General features: G+C 73.0%; 13 protein-coding genes. 4 read left to right on the top strand and 9 right to left on the bottom strand.

Features of this window, described 5'->3' with window-relative positions:
- Position 1: 1 nt before the first annotated feature.
- The 5 genes from ACQEVJ_RS31860 to ACQEVJ_RS31840 all read right to left on the bottom strand — a co-directional run bounded on the left by ACQEVJ_RS31860 (position 2) and on the right by ACQEVJ_RS31840 (position 4,757).
- A complete protein-coding gene (locus ACQEVJ_RS31860) occupies positions 2–730 on the bottom strand; it encodes a hypothetical protein (protein WP_433107472.1) in 729 nt (242 codons plus the stop codon).
- 297 nt (positions 731–1,027) lie between these two features.
- Complete coding sequence (locus ACQEVJ_RS31855) at positions 1,028–1,684, bottom strand: response regulator (RefSeq protein ID WP_433107470.1); 657 nt, start codon at positions 1,682–1,684, stop codon at positions 1,028–1,030.
- Positions 1,657–2,799 (bottom strand): hypothetical protein, encoded by a 1,143-nt coding sequence (locus tag ACQEVJ_RS31850; protein ID WP_433107468.1) that lies wholly within the window; start codon positions 2,797–2,799, stop codon positions 1,657–1,659. The genes ACQEVJ_RS31855 and ACQEVJ_RS31850 overlap by 28 nt, the downstream gene beginning before the upstream one ends.
- Positions 2,783–3,961 carry a sensor histidine kinase gene (locus tag ACQEVJ_RS31845; RefSeq protein ID WP_433107466.1) on the bottom strand — a complete coding sequence of 393 codons (1,179 nt, stop codon included), beginning with the start codon at positions 3,959–3,961 and terminating at the stop codon, positions 2,783–2,785. Before ACQEVJ_RS31845 ends, ACQEVJ_RS31850 begins: the two co-directional genes overlap by 17 nt.
- Positions 3,962–4,079: 118 nt before the next feature.
- A complete protein-coding gene (locus ACQEVJ_RS31840) occupies positions 4,080–4,757 on the bottom strand; it encodes a DUF305 domain-containing protein (RefSeq protein ID WP_433107464.1) in 678 nt (225 codons plus the stop codon).
- Positions 4,758–4,863: 106 nt separating this feature from the next.
- On the opposite strand from ACQEVJ_RS31840, the gene ACQEVJ_RS31835 reads away from it, so the two are divergent.
- Positions 4,864–5,541 (top strand): DUF3105 domain-containing protein, encoded by a 678-nt coding sequence (locus ACQEVJ_RS31835; RefSeq protein ID WP_433107462.1) that lies wholly within the window; start codon positions 4,864–4,866, stop codon positions 5,539–5,541.
- 12 nt (positions 5,542–5,553) lie between these two features.
- On the opposite strand, the gene ald is transcribed toward ACQEVJ_RS31835, so the two are convergent.
- On the bottom strand, positions 5,554–6,672 hold the full coding sequence (ald, locus tag ACQEVJ_RS31830) for an alanine dehydrogenase (RefSeq protein ID WP_433107460.1): 1,119 nt from the start codon (positions 6,670–6,672) through the stop codon (positions 5,554–5,556).
- Between the two features lie 177 nt (positions 6,673–6,849).
- Between ald and ACQEVJ_RS31825 the strand changes: the two genes are divergently transcribed.
- Positions 6,850–8,403, top strand: a complete 1,554-nt coding sequence (locus ACQEVJ_RS31825) for a SecDF P1 head subdomain-containing protein (protein ID WP_433113086.1) — start codon at positions 6,850–6,852, stop codon at positions 8,401–8,403.
- Between the two features lie 342 nt (positions 8,404–8,745).
- Positions 8,746–9,435, top strand: coding sequence for a hypothetical protein (locus ACQEVJ_RS31820; protein ID WP_433107458.1), 690 nt, complete (start codon positions 8,746–8,748; stop codon positions 9,433–9,435).
- Positions 9,436–9,467: 32 nt separating this feature from the next.
- On the opposite strand, the gene ACQEVJ_RS31815 is transcribed toward ACQEVJ_RS31820, so the two are convergent.
- Positions 9,468–11,762, bottom strand: coding sequence for a molybdopterin cofactor-binding domain-containing protein (locus ACQEVJ_RS31815; protein ID WP_433107456.1), 2,295 nt, complete (start codon positions 11,760–11,762; stop codon positions 9,468–9,470).
- Between the two features lie 119 nt (positions 11,763–11,881).
- Here ACQEVJ_RS31815 and ACQEVJ_RS31810 point away from each other — a divergent pair, with 119 nt between their 5' ends.
- A complete protein-coding gene (locus ACQEVJ_RS31810; protein ID WP_433107454.1) occupies positions 11,882–13,405 on the top strand; it encodes a PucR family transcriptional regulator in 1,524 nt (507 codons plus the stop codon).
- A 23-nt stretch (positions 13,406–13,428) separates the two neighbouring features.
- On the opposite strand, the gene ACQEVJ_RS31805 is transcribed toward ACQEVJ_RS31810, so the two are convergent.
- A complete protein-coding gene (locus ACQEVJ_RS31805) occupies positions 13,429–16,311 on the bottom strand; it encodes a BTAD domain-containing putative transcriptional regulator (protein WP_433107452.1) in 2,883 nt (960 codons plus the stop codon).
- Positions 16,312–16,343: 32 nt separating this feature from the next.
- The gene (locus tag ACQEVJ_RS31800) at positions 16,344–19,268 is read right to left on the bottom strand and encodes a BTAD domain-containing putative transcriptional regulator (protein WP_433107450.1); all 2,925 of its coding nucleotides are present in this window, start codon (positions 19,266–19,268) and stop codon (positions 16,344–16,346) included.
- Positions 19,269–19,314: the final 46 nt, after the last annotated feature.

Raw genomic sequence — 19,314 nt, 5'->3', positions numbered from 1 at the left:
GCTAGCCGGCTGTCGCCGACCAGAGGGGCTTGTCGTCCTTGGAGTAGATCACGACGTTGCCCTGGTTCTGCACTGCCAGGTAGGCGCCTGGGTTGCCCGCGGTCTTGGTGGTCCACACGCCGGTGTTCGACGAACTGTAGATCACCAGGTTGCCCTCCTTCTGCATGGCGGCGTAGGCGCCCGGCTTGTCCGCCGTGGGGGTCGTCCACAGGGCCTTGTTGGCCCGGGTGTAGAGGACGAGGTTGCCTTCCTTCTGCATGAGCAGCCTGTATTCGCCGTTCCGTGACTGGACCCACTGCCCGGTCTTGAGCGTGTGCCCGGACGGAAGCGATCCGACGTAGGCGTGCCGCGACCAGAGGAACTCGTTGCTCGCGGAGTAGATGACGAGGTTGCCGTCGTTCTGCACCTTGAGGTAGGCGCCGGGGTGGCCGGCGGTGTTGGTGCCCCACAGCGGCTGGTTGGACGCGTTGTAGATGACGAGGTTGCCTTCGCGCTGCATGGTCGCGTACGCGGTGGTGCCTGACGTGGGCGTCCCCCAGACGGCCTTGTTGCCGGGGCCGTAGAGGACGAGGTTGCCCTGCGCCTGTTGGATCAGCTTGTACTGGCCGTCCTTGGACTTCACCGACTCGTTCGGCTTGAGAACCTCTCCGGCGGCCAGCTTGTCGTCCGTCTTGTCGACCGTGCCCGCGTAGGCTGTCGCCGGCAGCGCCAGCGCCGCAGCGAGGATCACGCTCAATCCTGCCCCGCGCACGGTCGACCGTCCGAGCGAACGCCTTCGAACTCGCCTCACGACATGAACTCCGAATCTTCTTGTGCTTGCCTGTCCATTCCGTCACCATCCGATGCGCCCGGACCGTGGCACTCGGCGACGTCGGCGGCATCGACCGGGCGCACAGGCGCAGGTGAACGGCCGCCCATCGAACGCCTCGGAAAGGGAGCGCCTCGGTGACGTGATCACCACCCTAGGGAGCCGGACCATGTCAGAGTGACGGTTGTTCGACCCGCAATGCACGGTGCGATCAGATGATCACAGATCGTTCACGTCGATCAGCCCGTCCTGGATCGCCCGCGCGACCAGGTTCGCCTTGGTCCGGGCCTCCCGCCCCACGCTCGCGTACTTGATCCGGACCCGGTCCAGATAGGAGTTGACCGTCCGCGGCGTGATGCCGAGCTTCCGCGCGACGAGCTCCTTCGACTCGCACTGGAACCACTCGATCAGCACCTCCTCCTCCCGCAGGGAGAGCTTCGGCCGATCGGGCGCTGTGTCCGCGCCGAACGCGCCGGCCAGCGCCGGCGGCGTGTATGGCAGGCCGTGCGCGGCCGCGACCGTGGCGGCGACCAGGTGCTCCTCTCCCTCGGCCTTGGTGAGGAAGGTGAAGGCCCCGATGTCCATGCAGGTCAGCGCGGTCTTCTCGTCGTCGCGCATCGTGTAGACGACGACCTGCCGGCCCACGTCGACCAGCCGTCGCAGGTCGCCGTACGCGGGCGGGCGGCCGCCCAGTTGCAGATCGAGCACGACGACCGCGGCCGCGTCCCCCGGCGGAGTCCACGCGGTCTTCACGGTGGCGCCGGAGGCCACAACCGCGATCGGCGGATCCGCCGTCGAGTACCAGTTCTTCACCCCGGCCAGGACCACTGGATGGTCGTCGATCAGCGTCACCGTGATGGCGTCTCCTGTCGCCACACCGCCTCCACCCACAGTCGATTCTCCGCCACCACACCATTCACCTCGACATGTCGCGATCCGAACTCCAGGCGCGGCGCCCCCGTCCCGTCGCCGAGGGCGCTGACCCGGACCCGGCTGGGCGTGCGGACCACCGTGACGCGGGCGTTGGACACGGCCGCGGCGAGCACGGCCGCCATTGGATCGATCAGCTCGCGCCGCACGTCCTTGGGAAGATCCCGCGGCTCGCCACGCGCCGCGAACTGGACGGTGATCCCGCTCCGCTCGGCGACCTCGATGACCGCCCGCAACTCGTGTGCCAACCGGTCGGACACGTCGTCGCTCTCCGCGAACAGGCGCCGCATCCTGGCCGCCTCGCGCGCGCAGCGGCGCCGGACGTCCGGATCGGACGGGTCGAGCGAGCCGTACCCGAGCCCGGCGAGCAGCGGGACGGCCGTGCCGAGCAGCGCGACGTAGCGCTGCCGGTGGTCGCGGTGGAGGTGCTCGGCCACCGCCTCCGCCGTGCGGAGCCGCTCCTCTTCCTCCGCCGTCTCCCTCGCCCGGGCGGCGACGCGCCGCACCTCCTGGATCACCAGGCTCAGCGCGAGCTGGAACCCGTAGACGGACACCACGGACACCGCCATCGCCGCCCACGCCAGCGGATCAGGCGGGCCCGACAGGACGGCCTTGGCGAGGGCGACGACGAGGTTCGCGCCGAGGAAGAGGGCCAGGCGCGCGGGCCGCCGGTCGAAGAGCAGCAGCACGCCGTACCAGCCGACCAGGCCGAAGTACCAGTGGGCCCGATCCAGATAGTTGCCCGGCGGCGCGGCGACCGCCGCCGCGCTCGCCGCGAGCAGCACCAGCCCCGCGCCGATGCGCCGTGCCGGCGGCGGGATGCGGCCGTGGCGTGCCAGGCACACGGCGGCGCCGGCCGCGACACCGCCCAGCAGGACGAATCCGGCGATCTCCAGCCACAGCGGGTCGTAGCGTCGGCTGTGCTCGATGAGCGTGGGCAGGCAGAGGCCGAACTGCACGGCCGCCGTGACCGCCAGAACCGCCGCGTGGGCACCCCGCAGGAGCCGGTCCTCGACCCGGACGGCCGACCCGTCGCGGTGGCGCTCAGCCGTCTCCGTCATCCGGCCACATCCATCGCAGCGTGGTGCCCCCGCCCGGCCGCGAGTCGACCAGCACCCGGCCGCCCGCCCTGGTCATCCGCTCCACGATCGAACCGGAGAGGCCGCGCCGATGCGCGGCGACCCGCTCCGGGTCGAAGCCGCGGCCACGGTCCCGCAGCTCGACCATGATCCGTCCGCCCTCGTCGAGCCCAGCGCGCAGCGTCGCCTCCGGCACCCCCGCGTGCCGCTCCACGTTCGTCAGCGCCTCACGTACGCCGTGGAAGATCGCGAGCGCCGGCGTCGCGGGCAGCGGAGGCAGGGCGCCGATCTCCACCTCGACGCGGACGGCGGGGCGGCGGGTCGCGGTGCCCAGCAGCGGCCCCAGGTCGACGCGGCCGTCGTCCGAGCCGGGCACCTTGGCGAGTTGCTCCAGATCCTGGCGGGCGCGCTCGGGCACCCACCGTGTTCCGTCGCGGGCTCCCACCGCGACCATCAGCAGGGTGGTGCTCGCCGTGTCGTGCAGGGTCGCCAGGTACTCCCGCTCGCCCGAACGCCTGGCCGCGGCGACGGCGGCGTCCCGGCGCCGGGCCGCCACCCGCGCCGTGAGCCGGTCCGCCGTCCGCGCCTGGGCGCGGACGAGCACGTAGGACAGGCGGGACAGCGCCAGCTCCGGCAGCACGCGAGCCCCGGCCAGCGCGATCGACCACTCGCCCAAGTGGACGAAGGAGCCCGCGGCGAAGGCGCCGAGCCCCAGGACGCCCAGCCCGCACCCGACCAGCGGCCTGGTGGGCCACTCGTACGGATACGTCACGGCGGTGATCGAGACCAGCGCCACCACCCAGCCGCCGGGGTCCCCGGTGCCGGTCGCCGCCTGGCCCAGGCCCACCGCCACGAGGACCGTCGCGTCGACCACGACCGGCGGCCACGACCGCGAGAGCGTACGGTTCCGCGTCCAGGCCAGGCGGAGCGCGCACCACCCGATCGCGAGGGCCGCAGTCGAGATCGTCGCCGGTCTGTGCTCGTCCGGCGTCGCGAAGATCCCGAAAACGGCGCAGGGCGCGATCACCGCCGAACGCAACCACACCGCGTAACGCTCAGCCGCCCGGTTGAGCTCTCGCTCGGCCACCCCCGGCCCCGCCTCGTCGTCCGGCCCCGCCGGGTTTCGAGGGTCGGCCACGTTCACGGGCCCAGCCTCGCCCAGGGACCTCGGCGCCGGATCCGGGTCCGGGCGATCGCCCACGGATAGGTGCTCCTCCTGCTCACTTCCGACCATTGGGTGAAGATATCTACGGCGGAAGGGGCTACGGCGCGGGGAGCGGCTGAGCTCCCCGCCTGGCCAGCAGGTCCGTCATCGTGCGGATCTCGGCGTTCTGGCCGTCCACGATGTGCTGGGCCAGAGCGCGCACCTCGTCGCGGTCCGACAGCTTGAGCAGGCCCTCGGCCATGTCCACGCCGCCCTGGTGATGGCGGATCATGAGCTGGAGGAAGAGGATCTCGGCGTCCCTGCCGGTGACCTGGCGGAGCCGGTTCATCTCCTCCTCCGTCGCCATGCCCGGCATCGTGCCCGGCATCGTGCCGGGCGTCGCGGCGGTCGTGGCCGCCCCGCCGTGCCCGTGCCCGGCCATCCAGGCCATCGCCGGACGGCCGGAGCTCTGGTCGAGGCCCCACTGCTGCAGCCAGCCCATGAAAATTCCACGCTGGGTGCTCTGCGTCGTGATGATGTCGTACGCCAGGCTGCGCAGCGGCTCGTCTGAGGTCTTGTCCCTGAGGATGAAGGACATCTCCACCGCCTGCGCGTGATGGACCCCCATGTCCCTGGCGAACCCGGCCTCGGGGGAGGCGTCTCCGGGTGTTCCCTGCCTGGTGAAGAACAGCACGAGCGTCGCCGCCGCGAGGAGGACGACGACCAGCCCGAGGACGGGGAGGCGGCGCCGGGCCGGGGGAGCGGTCTCCACCGGGGCGTCGATGTCAGTGCTCACCGCCCACAGGCTACTCGCCACACCCGTCGCTCTGCCCGAAGCAATACCTTTAGCCACTATTCTCCATACTCAGCGGGGGTGTTAGTGATCAGCGGATGGAGGAGCGATGACCAAGGAGAAGTCGCAGGCGAGGCGTGAGCACCTCGCCCGCATGCGCGCCGAGCAGAAGCGCAAGGAGCGGCGCGCCGCGCTTCTCATGTGGGGGATAGGCGGCCTCGTGATCGTCGTCCTGGTCGCCCTCGTCGCCGTCTACGTGGTCAACGACCGCTCGGCCAAGTCGCTCGGCGCCGTCAAGACCTACAACTACAAGGGCTCCGACCACTCCTGGGACAAGGTGTCCTACAAGGAGACCCCGCCCGTCGGCGGCCAGCACAACTTCTACTGGCAGAACTGCGGCATCTACGACAAGCCCATCCACAACGAGCACGGCGTCCACTCGCTGGAGCACGGCGCGGTGTGGATCACTTACCAGCCCGACCTGCCCAAGGCCGAGGTGGACAAGCTCAAGAGCATCGCCTCCGCCGACTACATGCTGCTGAGCCCCTACCCGGGCCTGCCGTCCAAGATCGTCGCCAGCTCCTGGAACCACCAGATCGCGCTGGACTCCTCGGCCGACCCCCGCCTGCCCGAGTTCGTGAAGAAGTACAAGCAGAACCCGACCACCACCCCCGAGTACGGCGCCTCCTGCTCGGGCGGCATCGGCACCACCGACGAGCAGCCGCTCCCGCCAGCCCAGCAGGACACCACGCAGGAGCCGATGCCGAGCGCGTCGCCGTCCTCCTGACCGGCGCCCGGCTCAGGGAACCAGCACGCGGTCCACGGGCACGGCCTCCAGCCCGTGGGCCTCGGCCACCGGGCGGCTCGTGAGGCGGCCCTCGTGGGTGCTCAGACCGAGGGCGAGCGCGGGGTCGGCGGTCAGCGCCTCGCGCCAGCCCAGGTCGGCGATCGCCAGCGCGTACGGCAGCGTGACGTTGGTCAGCGCGTACGTCGAGGTGTGCGGCACCGCCCCGGGCATGTTGGCCACGCAGTAGAACACCGAGCCGTGCACGCGGTAGACCGGGTCGGCGTGCGTGGTCGGCCGTGAGTCCTCGAAACAGCCGCCCTGGTCGATGGAGATGTCCACCAGCACCGACCCCGGCTTCATCCGCGAGACGAGGTCGTTGCTCACCAGGGTCGGCGCCTTGGCGCCCGGCACGAGCACCGCGCCGATCACCATGTCCGCGTCCACCACCGCCCGCTCGATCTCGTACGCGTTGGACGCCACGGTCTGGCAGCCTCCCCGGAAGACGAGGTCGGCGTGGCGCAACCGGTCGACGTCGCGGTCGAGCAGCAGCACCTGGGCCCGCATGCCCACGGCGACCGCGGCGGCGTTCATGCCCGACACTCCCGCGCCGATCACCGCGACCTTGGCCGGGTAGGTGCCGGGGACGCCGCTCATCAGCACCCCGCGCCCGCCGCCCTGGCGCATGAGATGGTAGGCGCCCACCTGCGGCGCCAGCCGTCCGGCCACCTCGGACATGGGCGCGAGCAGCGGCAGCGTGCGGTCGGGTTTCTGCACGGTCTCGTACGCGATGCCGGTCACGCCCGACTCCAGCATGGCCCGGGTGCAGGACTCCGAGGCGGCCAGATGGAGATAGGTGAACAGCACCTGGCCCTTGCGCATGCGGTGATACTCGTCCGGCACCGGTTCCTTGACCTTCAGGATCAGGTCGCTCTCGCCCCACACCTCGTCCGCCGTGCCGAGGATGACGGCGCCCGCCGCGGCGAAGTCCTCGTCCGGGATCGCGGACCCCAGCCCCGCGTCCTTCTCGACGAGGACCCGATGACCCTTGCGTACGAACTCGTTGACCCCCGCGGGTGTGAGCGCGACCCGGTACTCGTGTGTCTTGATCTCTCGGGGAACTCCCACCTTCATGTCTTCACTGTCTGCTCCCAACGTCTGTGTGGACATCGGGCAACGGGCAACCATTTGGCGGATATTCATGACAAATTGTCAATTAAAGAGCGTGTTGAGCGTTCCATGGCCGGCCGGTTACCCGCAGTTGGCAGACCTCGGTAGGCTCTGCGAGCGGTGTAAGGGATCGAGGTGGGAATGCACAACGCGCCCGTGCCGGGAGACGAGGAGCCCGGCCCGCGGTCCGGCGGCCTGACATCGGGAGCCGAGACGGCGCCCATGCCGAAGCCGGTCGCCCCCGAGGACCGCGGCGGCGTGCCCGCCGATGCGTCCGGTGGGTGGGGCGGCTGGTTCGGCGACACGTCCGGCGCGTCCGGTGCCACGGGAGAGACGGCCGTCCTGCCCGCCGCAGGCGGGCCGGGTGACACGTACCCCGGCGGAGACGGTGATGACCCGTTGGGCGGGCCTGTCGGCGTGCCCGGTGAGGGCGGGGGGCTTGGCGACCCCCTCGCTGATCCACTCGGTGGGCCGGGTGGGGTGCGAAGCGAGCATGGTGGGCTCGGCGGGTTCGACGACTCGCTGGGTGTGCGCAACGAGCCGCCGCCGGGCGGGCTTGTGGACCCGCTCGGCGATCCCCTCGCGGGGCCGACCGGTGTGCCGGGTGAGCGCGATGGGCTCGCCGGGCTCGTCGACCCCCTCGGCGTGCCAGGTGGACCCGGTGGGCCGGGCGACCCGCTCGGGGTGCCAGGTGGGCCGGGTGACCCCCTTGGGGTGCCGGCTGGACCCGGGGGCGCCGCCGGTGCTCCCGTCCCGCCCGCTGAGCCGCTAGAGCCCGCTCCGCCCGGGATGCCGGTCATGCCCGATGGCGCGCCCGCGGGCGGGGCCGCAGGGCCCGGTGACGGGCCGCCCGCCCCCGCCGGCCCCACGGAGCCGCGAGCGGCCAGGGGGACGACGATCGCCCTCATCGTGGCCCTCGTGCTGGTGGTCGTCATGTCCGGCGTCCTCGGCGCCGTCGCCGTGGTGATGACCCGCAATCCGGACGCCCCGCCGCTGAAGCAGACGCCCGTACGCACCCTGCTGACGCCCGTGCACTTCGCTCCGGTCACCGGGGTGGGGCCGGCCCCCTGCACCGGAACGGACGCGATCCCGGACGACAAGGGCACCTCCTGCTACCAACTCGACCCGGGGGTCACGGTCACGACCGTGCAGAAGATCGAGGAGGTGTCGGACAACGACGGCACCTACTCGATCAGGCTCGTGCTGTCCCCCTCCAGCCAGGAGCAGATCGCCGCGCTCACCCGCGAGACGGTCAAGCAGCAGCTCGCGATCGTGGTGGGGGAGAAGGTGGTGGCCGCCCCGCGGGTGGCCCAGGAGATCACCCAGGACAGCCTCGGCATCGCGGGCTTCGACAAGGCCCAGGCCGACGCGATCATGGCGCTGCTGACCGGGTCGGCCCCCGCGGGCCAGCCGAACCCGGCCGCCTCGCCCTCCGCTCCCGACGCCGGCCAGCCCGGTGGCACCCAGACCGACGGGACGCAGCCGGGCGGCACCCAGACCGATGGCACGCAGCCGGGCGGGACGGTTCCCGACGGCACCCAGCAGGGTGGCGGCACACAGCCGGATGGGACCCAGCAGGGCGGAACGCAACCGGGTGGCGGGACGCAGCAGGGCGGGACGCAGCAGGGCGGGACACAGCCGGGAGGCGTGGGACAGCCGGGAGGCACGCAGCCCACCCTTGAGGGGTTCGGGTGAGCGCGCATCACGGCCCGGGCCGGCGCCCCCGGCCCTGATCGGCAGGCCGGGGCCGGGGCGCGCCCCGGCCCCGGCCATCCCGGCCCTGCACCACCCGGCCGGTGCGTCTCGCCGTGACCGCCACCTCCGCCGTGGAGTGGGTTCCCCTGGTCAGCGGCGTGCTGTCCGGGGTGACGCTGCTGACCGGTGCCTGACCGTCGCCCGCCGCGGCCTGGCCGCCCAGCGGTCCCCGGCCTCGGGCGGACCGGCGAGGGCCGAGGGTAAGTGAGCGCATCGGGCGGCGGCGGTGGGTGCAAGCCGAGGTCAATCCGGGTGCAAGTAGATCCCTGTAACGTACGGCACGTGTCAGCACGATGGTTGCGAGGCGCGGCCGCCACGGCCGCGACCGCCGCGTTCCTGGTCCCCGCCTCCCTGGTCCCCGCTTCCCTGTTCCAGGCCGCCCCGGCCCTCGCGCACGCCGCGCAGGCCCCCGCCCGGACGTCCGCTCACGGCACGCCCGCACCGGCGGCCGTCGCCAAGAAGCTGTTCGGCGCCTGGCTGCGCGCGGACCGCCACGCGGCCTCCGGGGCCGCCACGGCAGGCGCGGTCTCCACGCTCTTCTCCTACCCCTTCCGGGCCCCGGACGAGTTCGCCGGCTGCTCGGGCAACGCCTGCCGGTTCGTCCACACCAGCGTGCGCGTGCCGGGCGGGCTCGGCGGCATCCTGATGATCGTGTCGGGCGCCAAGGTCACGAAGGTGTACGAGTCCCGCCATCTCGTGAAGCCGTCCGCCGCCGCCGGATACCTGTTCGACGCCTGGCGCAGGGGCGACCGCAACCGGGGCCTGGAGGTCGCCACGACCACGGCGGTCAAGACGCTGTTCCGGACGAAGTACGACCCGAAGGGCGTGAAGTACTACTTCCAGGGCTGCAGCTCCGAGCCCAAGGGCTACAACTGCGCCTACTCCTACGATGGCGGCGCCATGTTCATGCACGTGCGGGGTTCGAAGAGCCGCGGCTACGAGGTGACCTCCATCGGCTACATCGCCGACTGACCCGTGAGCCGCGCCGCGTACGACGGCGGCGCTCAGGCGGGCGCGGGCGTGAGCGCGATGTCCTCGGGCCGGATCGGGACGCGGGGGAGATCCAGCCCGGTCGCGGCCCTGACCGCCGCGGCCACCGCGGGGGTCGACGACAGCGTGGGCGGCTCGCCCGCGCCCCGCAGGCCGTACGGCGCGTGGGGGTCGGCGTTCTCCAGGACCGACAGCCGCATCGGCGGCATGTCGAGGATGGTGGGGATCAGGTAGTCGGTGAACGAGGGGTTGAGCACCCGGCCGTCCCTGACCTGGATCTCCTCCATCAGCGCCAGGCCCAGGCCCTGCGCGGAGCCGCCGTGGATCTGCCCGTCCAGCGCCAGGGGATTGAGGATCTTCCCGACGTCCTGCACGGCGGCCAGCTCGACGACCTTGACCAGGCCGAGTTCGACGTCCACGTCGACCACGGCCCGGTGCACGCACAACGCGAGTTGCGTGTGGGAGTTCCCCTGTCCGGTGACGGGGTCCATGGGGAACGTGGGCCGGTGGCGGTACTCCCGCGTCTCCTCGACCGGCCCGAACCGCTTGAGCCCCTCCTCCAGCGACAGCTCCGGATGCGCCGCCCGCAGCGCGTCGAGGCGGGCCCGCACCGCCTCGCAGGCCGTCTTGACCGCCCCGCCGGTGACGTACGACTGGCGGGAGGCGGAGGAGGACCCGGCCGAGCCGACCGCGGTGTCCGCCGGGGCGACCGTGACCCTGGCGATCCCGAGCTCCGTACGCGCGATCTGGGCCTGGACGGTGACGAGCCCCTGACCCACCTCGGCGGCGGCGGTGTGCACGAGCACGTGCGGCTCGTCTCCGGCCAGCTCGACCCGCACCCGGGCCGTCGAGTAGTCGTCGAAGCCCTCGGAGAAGCAGATGTTCTTGATGCCGACGCCGTAGCCCACGCCGCGCCGCACGCCCTCGCCGTGCGTGGTCTGCGCGACGCCGCCCGGCAGGAGACGCAGGTCGGGCCCGCCCCCGGCGGAGGGCCCGGCCGGCAGTGGCATCGTGGCCAGCTCCGCGAGCATGTCCGCGAGCGGCGCGGGGCTGTCGATCACCTGCCCGGTGGCCAGGCGCGACCCCTGCGACACCGCGTTGCGCATGCGGATCTCGACCGGCGACAGCCCGCAGGCCGCCGCGAGCCGGTCCATCTGCGACTCGTACGCGTAGCACGCCTGGACCGCCCCGAACCCGCGCATCGCGCCGCAGGGCGGGTTGTTCGTGTAGACGCCGTACGCGTCGATCCAGACGTTGCCTACCTCGTAAGGACCGACTCCGAGCGAGGCGGCGTTGCCCACCACGGCGGGGGTGGACGAGCAGTAGGCCCCGCCGTCGAGCAGGATCTCCGCCTTGACGTAGACGAGCCGCCCGTCGGCCGTGGCGCCGTGCTCGTAGCGCATCCGCGCCGGATGCCGGTGGACGTGGCCGAAGAACGACTCCTCGCGGCCGTACACCATCTTCACCGGGCGGCCCGTCCGCAGCGCCAGCATCGAGGCGTGGACCTGCATGGACAGGTCCTCCCTGGCGCCGAACGCGCCGCCGACCCCGGCGAGCGCCAGCCGCACCTTCTCCTTCGGCAGGCCCAGGCACGGCGCCACCTGGCCCTGGTCGACGTGCAGCCACTGGGTCGCGACGAACAGGTCCACCCCGCCGTCCTCCGCGGGCACGGCCAGGCCCGACTCGGGCCCGAGGAACGCCTGGTCCTGCATGCCGACCTCGTACTCGCCGGTGACGACCACCTCGGCCGCGAAGGTCCCGCCCACCCTCACCGGCTGGTGCCGTACGAGGTTGCCTCCGGGGTGGACGGCGGGGCAGGAGGGGTCGAAGGCGGCCCGGCGGGGGTCGGTCACCGCCTCGCGCTCCTCGTACCGCACGACGATCGCGGCGGCCGCACGGCGCGCGGTCTCCGGATGGTCGGCGGCCACGATCGCCACGGGTTCGCCCTGGTAGCGGACCTGGTCGACGGCGAGCACCGGCTGGTCGCGGAGCTCCAGCCCGTAGAACTTCTCGCCGGGCACGTCCTCGTGGGTCAGCACGGCGAACACGCCGGGCATCGCGAGCGCGGGGCCGACGTCGATCGAGCGGATCCACGCGGACGGGTGCGGGCTGCGCAGTGTGGCGCCCCAGAGCATGCCCTCAAGCCACAGGTCGGAGGAGTACGCGAACTCCCCGGTCACCTTCAGCGTGCCGTCGGGGCGCGGCACGCTCTCGCCGAGGCCCGAACGCCGCCCCGTTCCGGTCGCCGTCTCAGCCGCCGTCTCAGTCGCCGTCTCAGCCGCCGTCTCAGTCGCCGTCTCAGTCGCCATCCGCCGCTCCACCGTCGTAGTACAGCAACCGGGCGGGGGCGGGGCCTATCGGCGCGGCCATGAAACCCGGGGGCGGGCGTAGTCGATGCTTGTAGATATCTCCAAATACGCTGTCTGTCGTGCTATTGCATGATCTGCTCGCCGTCCCGGAACTGCGGCTCACCCTGCTCACGGGCGATGAGTGGCTGGACCGTGAGATCGAGGGCGTGCTCATCACCGATCTGCCCGATCCCCGGCGGTACCTGTCGGGCGGCGAACTGGTGCTGACCGGCCTGATGTGGCGCCAGTCGCCCGCCGACTCCGCCCGGTTCGTGGACGCGCTGGCCGAGGCGGGCGTGGCCGCGCTCGGCGCGGGCGACGCGCGGCTCGGCACGGTCCCGGACGACCTGGTGGAGGCGTGCCGGGCGCGCGGGCTGCCGCTGCTCGAAGTGCCCGTCGAGGTGTCGTTCGGAGCCGTCACCGAACTCGTCGGCAGGCGCGTCGCCGCCGCCCAGGCGGGCGACCTGCGCGGCGCGCTCGGGCGGCACCGCAGGATCGTCGCGGCGGTGGCCGAAGGGGCCGGGCTCGGCGAGCTGTTCGCCCTGGTCGAGGCCGAGCTCGGCGTCACGGCCGCGGTCGTGTCCGCCTGCGGCGCGGTCGTCGCGGGCGCCCTGCCCGAGGAGCAGGCCGTACGGCTGGCCCGCGACTATCTCGCCGCCGTCCGCCTGCCGGTCGTCGTGGACCGCGGCGGGCCGTTCACGCTGTTCGCCGTGGGCCGCTCGCACCGGGCCGCCGGCTGGGCCCTCGTCTGCCGGGGCGAGGTCGACGTGGAGATCGGCTACGAGCTGGCGGCGTGCGTCGCGATGGAGCGGACGCGGGCGGAGGAGGGCCGCCGGGTGGAACGGCGGCTGGCCGATCAGCTCATCGCCCTGGCCTGCGCGGGCGGCGACCTCGCGGAGCTGTCGGCCCGGCTGCGGACCTGCGGCATCGACCCGGCCGAGCCGTACGCGGTGGTCGCCGCCACGGCGAGCAGGCGCGGGGCGACGGAGGGCCCCGACCCCGCCCTGCTGGGCGGTCAGGTGGTGGAGGAGCTGCTGGACCGCGAGGTGGTGGCCGCCGCGGGCGCCGACGCGTCGGTCGCGCTGGTCCCCCTGCGCGGCGGCACCCAATGGGGCGACCGCGACGCGCTCGCGGCGCGGCTGCGCGCCCGTACGGCGGTGCTCGCCGGCGGGCTGCCCGCGATCACGGTGTCGGCCGGGCTGAGCGGCGCGCTGACCGGCCCGCAGGCCATCCGGGGCGGGGTGGAGGAGGCGGGCCACGCCCGGCGGATGGCCGAGGCGCGCGGCGGGGGAGTGGTCACCAGCGACGAGATCTACACGCACGCGCTGCTGCTGGCGACAGTGCCCGGCGACGTGCGATCCTCGTTCGCCGGACGGCTGCTCGGGCCGCTGTTCGACTACGACCGGCGGCACGGCGCCGAGCTGGTGCGCACGCTCGGCGCGTTCCTCGACTGCACGGGATCGTGGAACGCCTGCGCCGAACGGCTGCACGTGCACGTCAACACGGTGCGCTACCGGATCAGGCGGGTCGAGGAACTGACCGGCAAGGACCTGTCGTCGATGGCCGACCGCGTCGACCTCTTCCTCGCCCTCCGCGCCGGCTAGCGCCGGTCAGCCCTCCGCGCCGGTCAGCCGTCTCCGGCGGCGCGCACGCCGTCGAGCAGGGCCAGCTCCTCGCGCGCGAAGCCCACCCAGAATCCCGCGCCGTACTTCTCCGCGACGGCCAGGGTCTCCGACAGGTGCGCGCGCGCCTGCTCGAAGGCGCCTTTGAGCCGTTCGGCGCGCCCCAGGTGGCCCAGGCACCTCAGCTCCATGCCGCGATGGTGCCTCTCCCGGCTCAGGGCGAGGGCCTTCCGGTAGACGATCGCCGCGGACCAGGGGTCGTTCTGCTTCTCGTGCACCTCCGCCATGCCGAGCAGCGCCTCTCCCGTGTGCAGGTCGTCCCCTGCCTGCCTCGCGAGCCGCCCGAGCTCGCGCCACGTCACCCTGGCCTCCGCGACGCGGCCGAGACCGAGCTGCGCCGTGCCGATGCCCGTGAGGGCATGCCGTTCGCCCACCGCCGTCCCGATCTTCCTCGCGATCCGGAGCTGCTCCCGCGCCGACGCCAGGGCTTCTTCGTATTGATGCATCGAGTTGAGCATCACGGAGAGGTTGCCCAGGGCCCTCATACGCACGAACGAGTCCCCGGCCGTGCGGCGAAGGTCCACCTCGGCGCGCTGGTGGACGAGTGCCTCCTCGTAGCGTCCCGCCGAGCCCAGCCCCGTGGCGACGTATCCGTGCGCGAGGGCCGAGATCTCCTGGTCCTTGAGACGCTCGCCCACGTCGAGCGCCTGACGGCTGAGGGTCACGATGTCGTTGTGGTGTCCGATGAAGGTGTAGGGCCATTGACACGAGAAGCCGAGGTGGGCGCCGGAGCGCGCCAGGGAGGGGACCGGCGAGGCCATCGCCTGGGCCGCCAGGGCGTTGACGTTCGCACGTTCTCGCTGCAGCCACGCGGACGCGTCCCCGGCCTCCGTCAGCGTGAACGGCTCGCAGTCGGCGAAGTCGTGCGGAGGATGCACCCGGTGCGGATCGAGCAGCCTCATGACGAGCCGTACGCTCCGGCCGTACAGGCCGAGGACGCGGTCGAGGGCCTCGTCGCGGTCCCGCTCGTTCAGGTGCCGCCGCGCCAGTTCCATGGCGAACAGCCGCACCAGGTCGTGCAGGCGGAACCGGCCATGGTCGCCGGGTTCGGCCAGATGGGCGCGGACGAGGCGGGCGACCGCTCTGTCCGCCGCGTCCCGCGGCACGTCGAGCAGGGCCGCCACGACCTCGGGCGTGGCGTCCGGCGTGCGCAGGACGCCCAGACGGCACAGGGCCGCGGCCGCCGCCCGGTCGAGTTCGTGCGGGCTGCCCGCCAGATGGTCGAAGCTGAGCTGGAGGCTCGCGCGGACGGCGACGTCCCCCGATTCCAGCTCGTGCAGCACCCGCCCCTCGCCGCGGAGCCGGGTGTTGAGATCGCCGAGACGGGCGTTCCGGTTCTCCACCAGGCGGGCCGCCGCCAGGCGCAGGGCGAGGGGAAGCCCGCCGCACAGGGCCACCAGTTCGGTGGCGGCGGCGGGGTCGGCGGCGACGCGCTCGGCGCCGGCCAGCTTGGCGAGCATGGTCACCGCCTCGGCGTGCGGCATCGTGCCGAGCGGGACCGCGGCGCAGTCGTCCACGACGGCGAACGACTCGCGGCTCGTGACGAGCAGGGCGTTCCCGGCGGGCAGCCCCAGCAGAGGACGGATCTGTTCCGGGCTGGCGGCGTCGTCCAGCAGGATCAGCACACGCCGGCCCGTCAGGCGGTCCCTGAGCATGGTCGCGGCCTCGTCCGGATCGGACGGGACCGCCTCCGGATGCACCCCGAGGCCCCGCAGCAGCCTGCCGAACAGGTCGAGGGGGTTCAGCCGCCCGACTCCCGGCGTCGCACCGAGCAGGTTCACGTACATCTGGCCGTCCGGATAGTGATCGCTCACCGTGTGGGCGGCGCGTACGGCGAGGGTCGACTTCCCCGCTCCCGCCGTGCCGGTGACCGCCACCACCGCCTGCGGGGCGCTTCCGTCCCAGGGGGCGAGCAGCGCGCGCAGGCGCACCAGCACCTCCACCCGCCCCACGAAGATCTGCGGGTCGCGCGGAAGCTGACGCGGCCGGCGGTCCTCCCCGGCGGAGACGACCGCCGTGGGGAACGGCGCCGCGCCGAGAGAGGGATCCGCGCGCAGGATGAGCTCGTGCGTCCGCCGCAGGGACTCGCCGGGATCGACGCCGAGGCGCTCGGTGAGCAGCAGCCGGGCGTCGCGGAAGACCTCGAGCGCCTCGGCCTGCCGTCCGCAGCGGTAGAGGGCGAGCATCAGCAGTTCCCTGGCGCGCTCCCGCAGCGGGTCCTCCACGATCAGCCCGGTCAGCGTCTCCAGGGCCTCCTGCGGCCGGCCCAGCCGCAGCAGCGCGTCGGCGTGGTCCTCCCGCGCCGTAAGACGCAGACCTTCGAGCCGGGTCCGTTCGGTCTCGCAGAACGGGCCCGGCAGGCCGCCGAGGGCGGCGCCCGCCCACAGCCCCAGTGCCGTCTCCAGCTCGCGCAGCCGGGCGGGCAGGTCGTCGTCGGCCTGACGGCGGCGTGCCTGCGCGAGGCGCTGCTCGAAGTCCTCGGCGTCGGTGCGGCACGCGTCCCGTGCCAGGCTGTAGCCCCTCGCCGACTGGGTCAGCAGCGTGAACGGCCCGCGCCGGCCCCGGTCCGGTTCGAGCACCCGCCGCAGCCCGGCGATGTAGGTGTAGACGCTCTGCTCGGCCGTCTTCGGGGCGGCGCCGCCCCACAGGTCGCCGATCAGCCGTTCCTTCGGGACGACCCGGCCCGCCCTGGCGGCGAGCACGCACAGGGCGGCCCGCTGCAGCGGCGGCCCCGAGTCCACCTGCCGATCCTCCACCCAGGCGGTCACCGGCCCGAGGACCCGGAGCCGGAGACCGGCCTGCCGTACACCGGATGGGTCGCTCGCCATCGTCGGGAGTCCCTCCTTCCGTCGTGTGACGTTCAGCGGCTCAAGGTGAGGTGCGCCGCCCGGGACTGGGCGGATTCCGAGCCGGGGAAGGCCGTACGGACGGCCCCCAGTTCGGCCTCCGCCTCGCGGCGGAGTTCCTCGTCCCTGGAGGACTGTGCGATCGCCTGCGCCCTCCGGGCGCAGGCCAGGGCCTGCTCCGGCTCGCCGAGGAGGCGGTGTGCTCTGGCGAGCAGGGTGAGGGACCGGCACTCATGGACCCGGTGGCCGATCTCGAGCGCGCATCGCAAGCCGCGCTCCAGACTGGACTTCGCGTTGAGCGGGTCACCGCAATCCAGGTACAGCCGGGAGAGTATTTCCAGACCCACGGCCTCGTGGTAGCGATCTTCCGCGGCGTGGGCGAGCGCGAGCCCCTCACTCAGCAGGCTCAGCGCCTCGGCCACCTCGCCCAGCCCGTGGCAGGCCTCTCCCCCGACCAGTAGCGAGTGACGCTCACCGACGGCGGAGCCGATCTCCCTGGCGATCACCCGCTGCGCCTCGGTGCACTCGCGCGCCTCCGCGTACTGATCGAGCCTCAGGTGGATGAAAGCCATGTTGCCCAGCGCGCGCATCTCGCCGAACCGGTCCTCCAGCACGCGTCTGAGCTCCAACTCGGCCCGCTGGTGCGGCATGGCCTCCGAGGCCCGGCCGTAGTGGAGCAGGGCGGAGGAGAGCTGACCGTGCGCCAGGGACATGATCTCCGGGTCGCCGGTCCGCTCGCCCACGGCCAGCGCCTGCCTGCTGAGGTGGAGGTGCTCGCGGCGGTGCGCGCCTCTCGAGAGCTGCCAGTACAGGGAGAACCCGACGTAGGCCCCCATACGCGCGATGTCGTCGTCCTCGCTCACCAGCGCCTGCGACGCTGCGGCGACGACGTTCGCCAGCTCCTCCTCCAGCCAGTTCCTCGCCTCGGCGGGAGAGCCGAGCGCGACAGGGCGCTGCGGCACGTCGGGCCAGGGGAGCTGCACGCGGTTAGGGTCCAGCATGGTGCTGGCCTGCCGCGCCGTCGGGCCGTAGAACCCGAGCGCTCGCATGAGGGCGTCTCCACGGGCCTCGGGCGCGAGGCGGGTGTCCGCCAGCTCGATCGTGTACAGCCGTACGAGGTCGTGCATGCGGAACCGGCCGGTGCCCGCGGCCTCCAGCAGATGCGCGCGTACGAGACGGTCGAGCGCGCGCTCCGCGGCGTCGGCGGGCTCGTCCACGAGGGCGGCCACGACGTGCGCCGTCACATCCGCCACGTGGAGAAGGCCGAGATGACACAGGACCCGGGCCGCCAGCCGGTCGAGGACGGCCTTGCCGCGGGCGAGGCTCTCATAGCTGAGTTCGAGGCTGGAACGCACGGCTGTCTGGCCCGCCTCCAGCTCGTGCAGCGTCCGCCGCCGGTCCTCCAGCCGGTCGACCAGCTCCGTGGCCGTCCACTGCGGCCGGTCCACGAGCCGTGCGGCGGCCAGGCGCAGGGCCAGCGGCAGCCCGCCGCACAGGTCGGCCAGGCGGCCCGCCGCCGCCGGGTCGGCCGAGATCCGCTCGGCCCCCACGAGCTTCGCGAGTACGGTGACGGCCTCCGACCGCAGCATGCTGCCGAGGACGAGCTGGACGCAGTCGTCGGTCACCGCGAACGACTCCCGGCTCGTGATCAGCACGCTGGTGCCGGTCGGCAGGCCCAGGAGGGCGCGGACCTGCTCGGGCCCCGCCGCGTCGTCGAGCAGGATGAGGGTCCTGCGGCCCTCCAGCCGGTCGCGCAGCATCGCGGCGGCCTCGTCCGCATCGGACGGCACGGCCTCGCCGGGCAGTCCCAGGGCGCGCAGGAGCCTGCCGAGCACGTCGATCGGCTTCAGACGCTCCACACCCGGAGTCGCCCCCAGGAGATTCACATAGAGCTGGCCGTCCGGGAACGCGTGGACGGCGGCGTGGGCCGCGTGGACGGCCAGGGCGGACTTTCCCGCTCCCGGGGCGCCGGTGATGGCGACCACCGCCTGCGGGGCCGCGCCGTCCCAGGGGACGAGCAGCGATCGCAGGCGGACCACCTCCTCGGCCCGGCCGACGAAACCGCTCACCGCTCGCGGCAACTGGCGCGGGGGCCGCGAGGACCCGGCATCGGTGGTGGCCGCACCGTCGTTCACCCGGCTGAGCGAGGGATCAGCCCGCAGGATCAGCTCGTACCGCTCCCGCAGGGTCTCGCCGGGGTCCACCCCGAGCCGTTCGGCCAGGAGCCGCTTGACGTCTATGTACGCGTTCAGGGCGTCGGCCTGCCTGCCGCAGCGGTAGAGCGCGAGCATGAGCAGGTCACAGGTGCGCTCCCGCAGGGGAGCCTCGCCGACCAGTTCGGTCAGGGCCGTCGCCGCCTCCTGATGAAGTCCCAGGCGGAGCAGCGCGTCGGCGCGGTCCTCCCGCGCCGCCAGGCGCAACTCCTCCAGACGGGCGCGCTCCGCCTCCGCGAACGGACCGGGGACGCCGCACAGGGCTGGGCCGGACCAGCATCCGATGGCGGCGTCGAGCGCGCGGAGGCAGCCGCGCGGGTCGCCGTCGCCGTCCAGTCGGCGGGCCTCGGCCAGATGGCGCTCGAAGTCGTCGACGTCCACCTCGACCGGCCCGCGGGCCAGGACGTAGCCGCCCGACCGGGACAGCAGGACCGAGTAGGAACCCCGCCGGCCTCCCTTCGGCTCCAGGACCCGCCGCAGCCCGGCGACATAGGTGTAAACGCTCTGCTCGGCGGTGTTGGGCGGGCGTTCCCCCCAGAGCCGGCTGATCAGCGCCTCCTTGGTCACGACCTGTCCCATCTGCGCGGCGAGCACGCACAGGGCCGCGCGCTGCAGAGGGGGTCCGAGGTCGACGCTCCGCCCGTCGCGCCATGCGGCCAGGGGCCCGAGCATCCGCAGGCGGCAGGGTGAGTGGTCGGACGTTTTACGCTCGTTCGCGCTATCCATACGTCTGAACTCCACCTGGTAACGGCGTAGATGCATTCTGTGGGTC

The organism is Microbispora sp. CA-102843, assembly GCF_050936215.1.
GTDB lineage: Bacteria > Actinomycetota > Actinomycetes > Streptosporangiales > Streptosporangiaceae > Microbispora.
The sequence above is the reverse complement of the archived record's forward strand: the minus strand, read 5'-3'. Positions and strand labels throughout refer to the sequence as shown.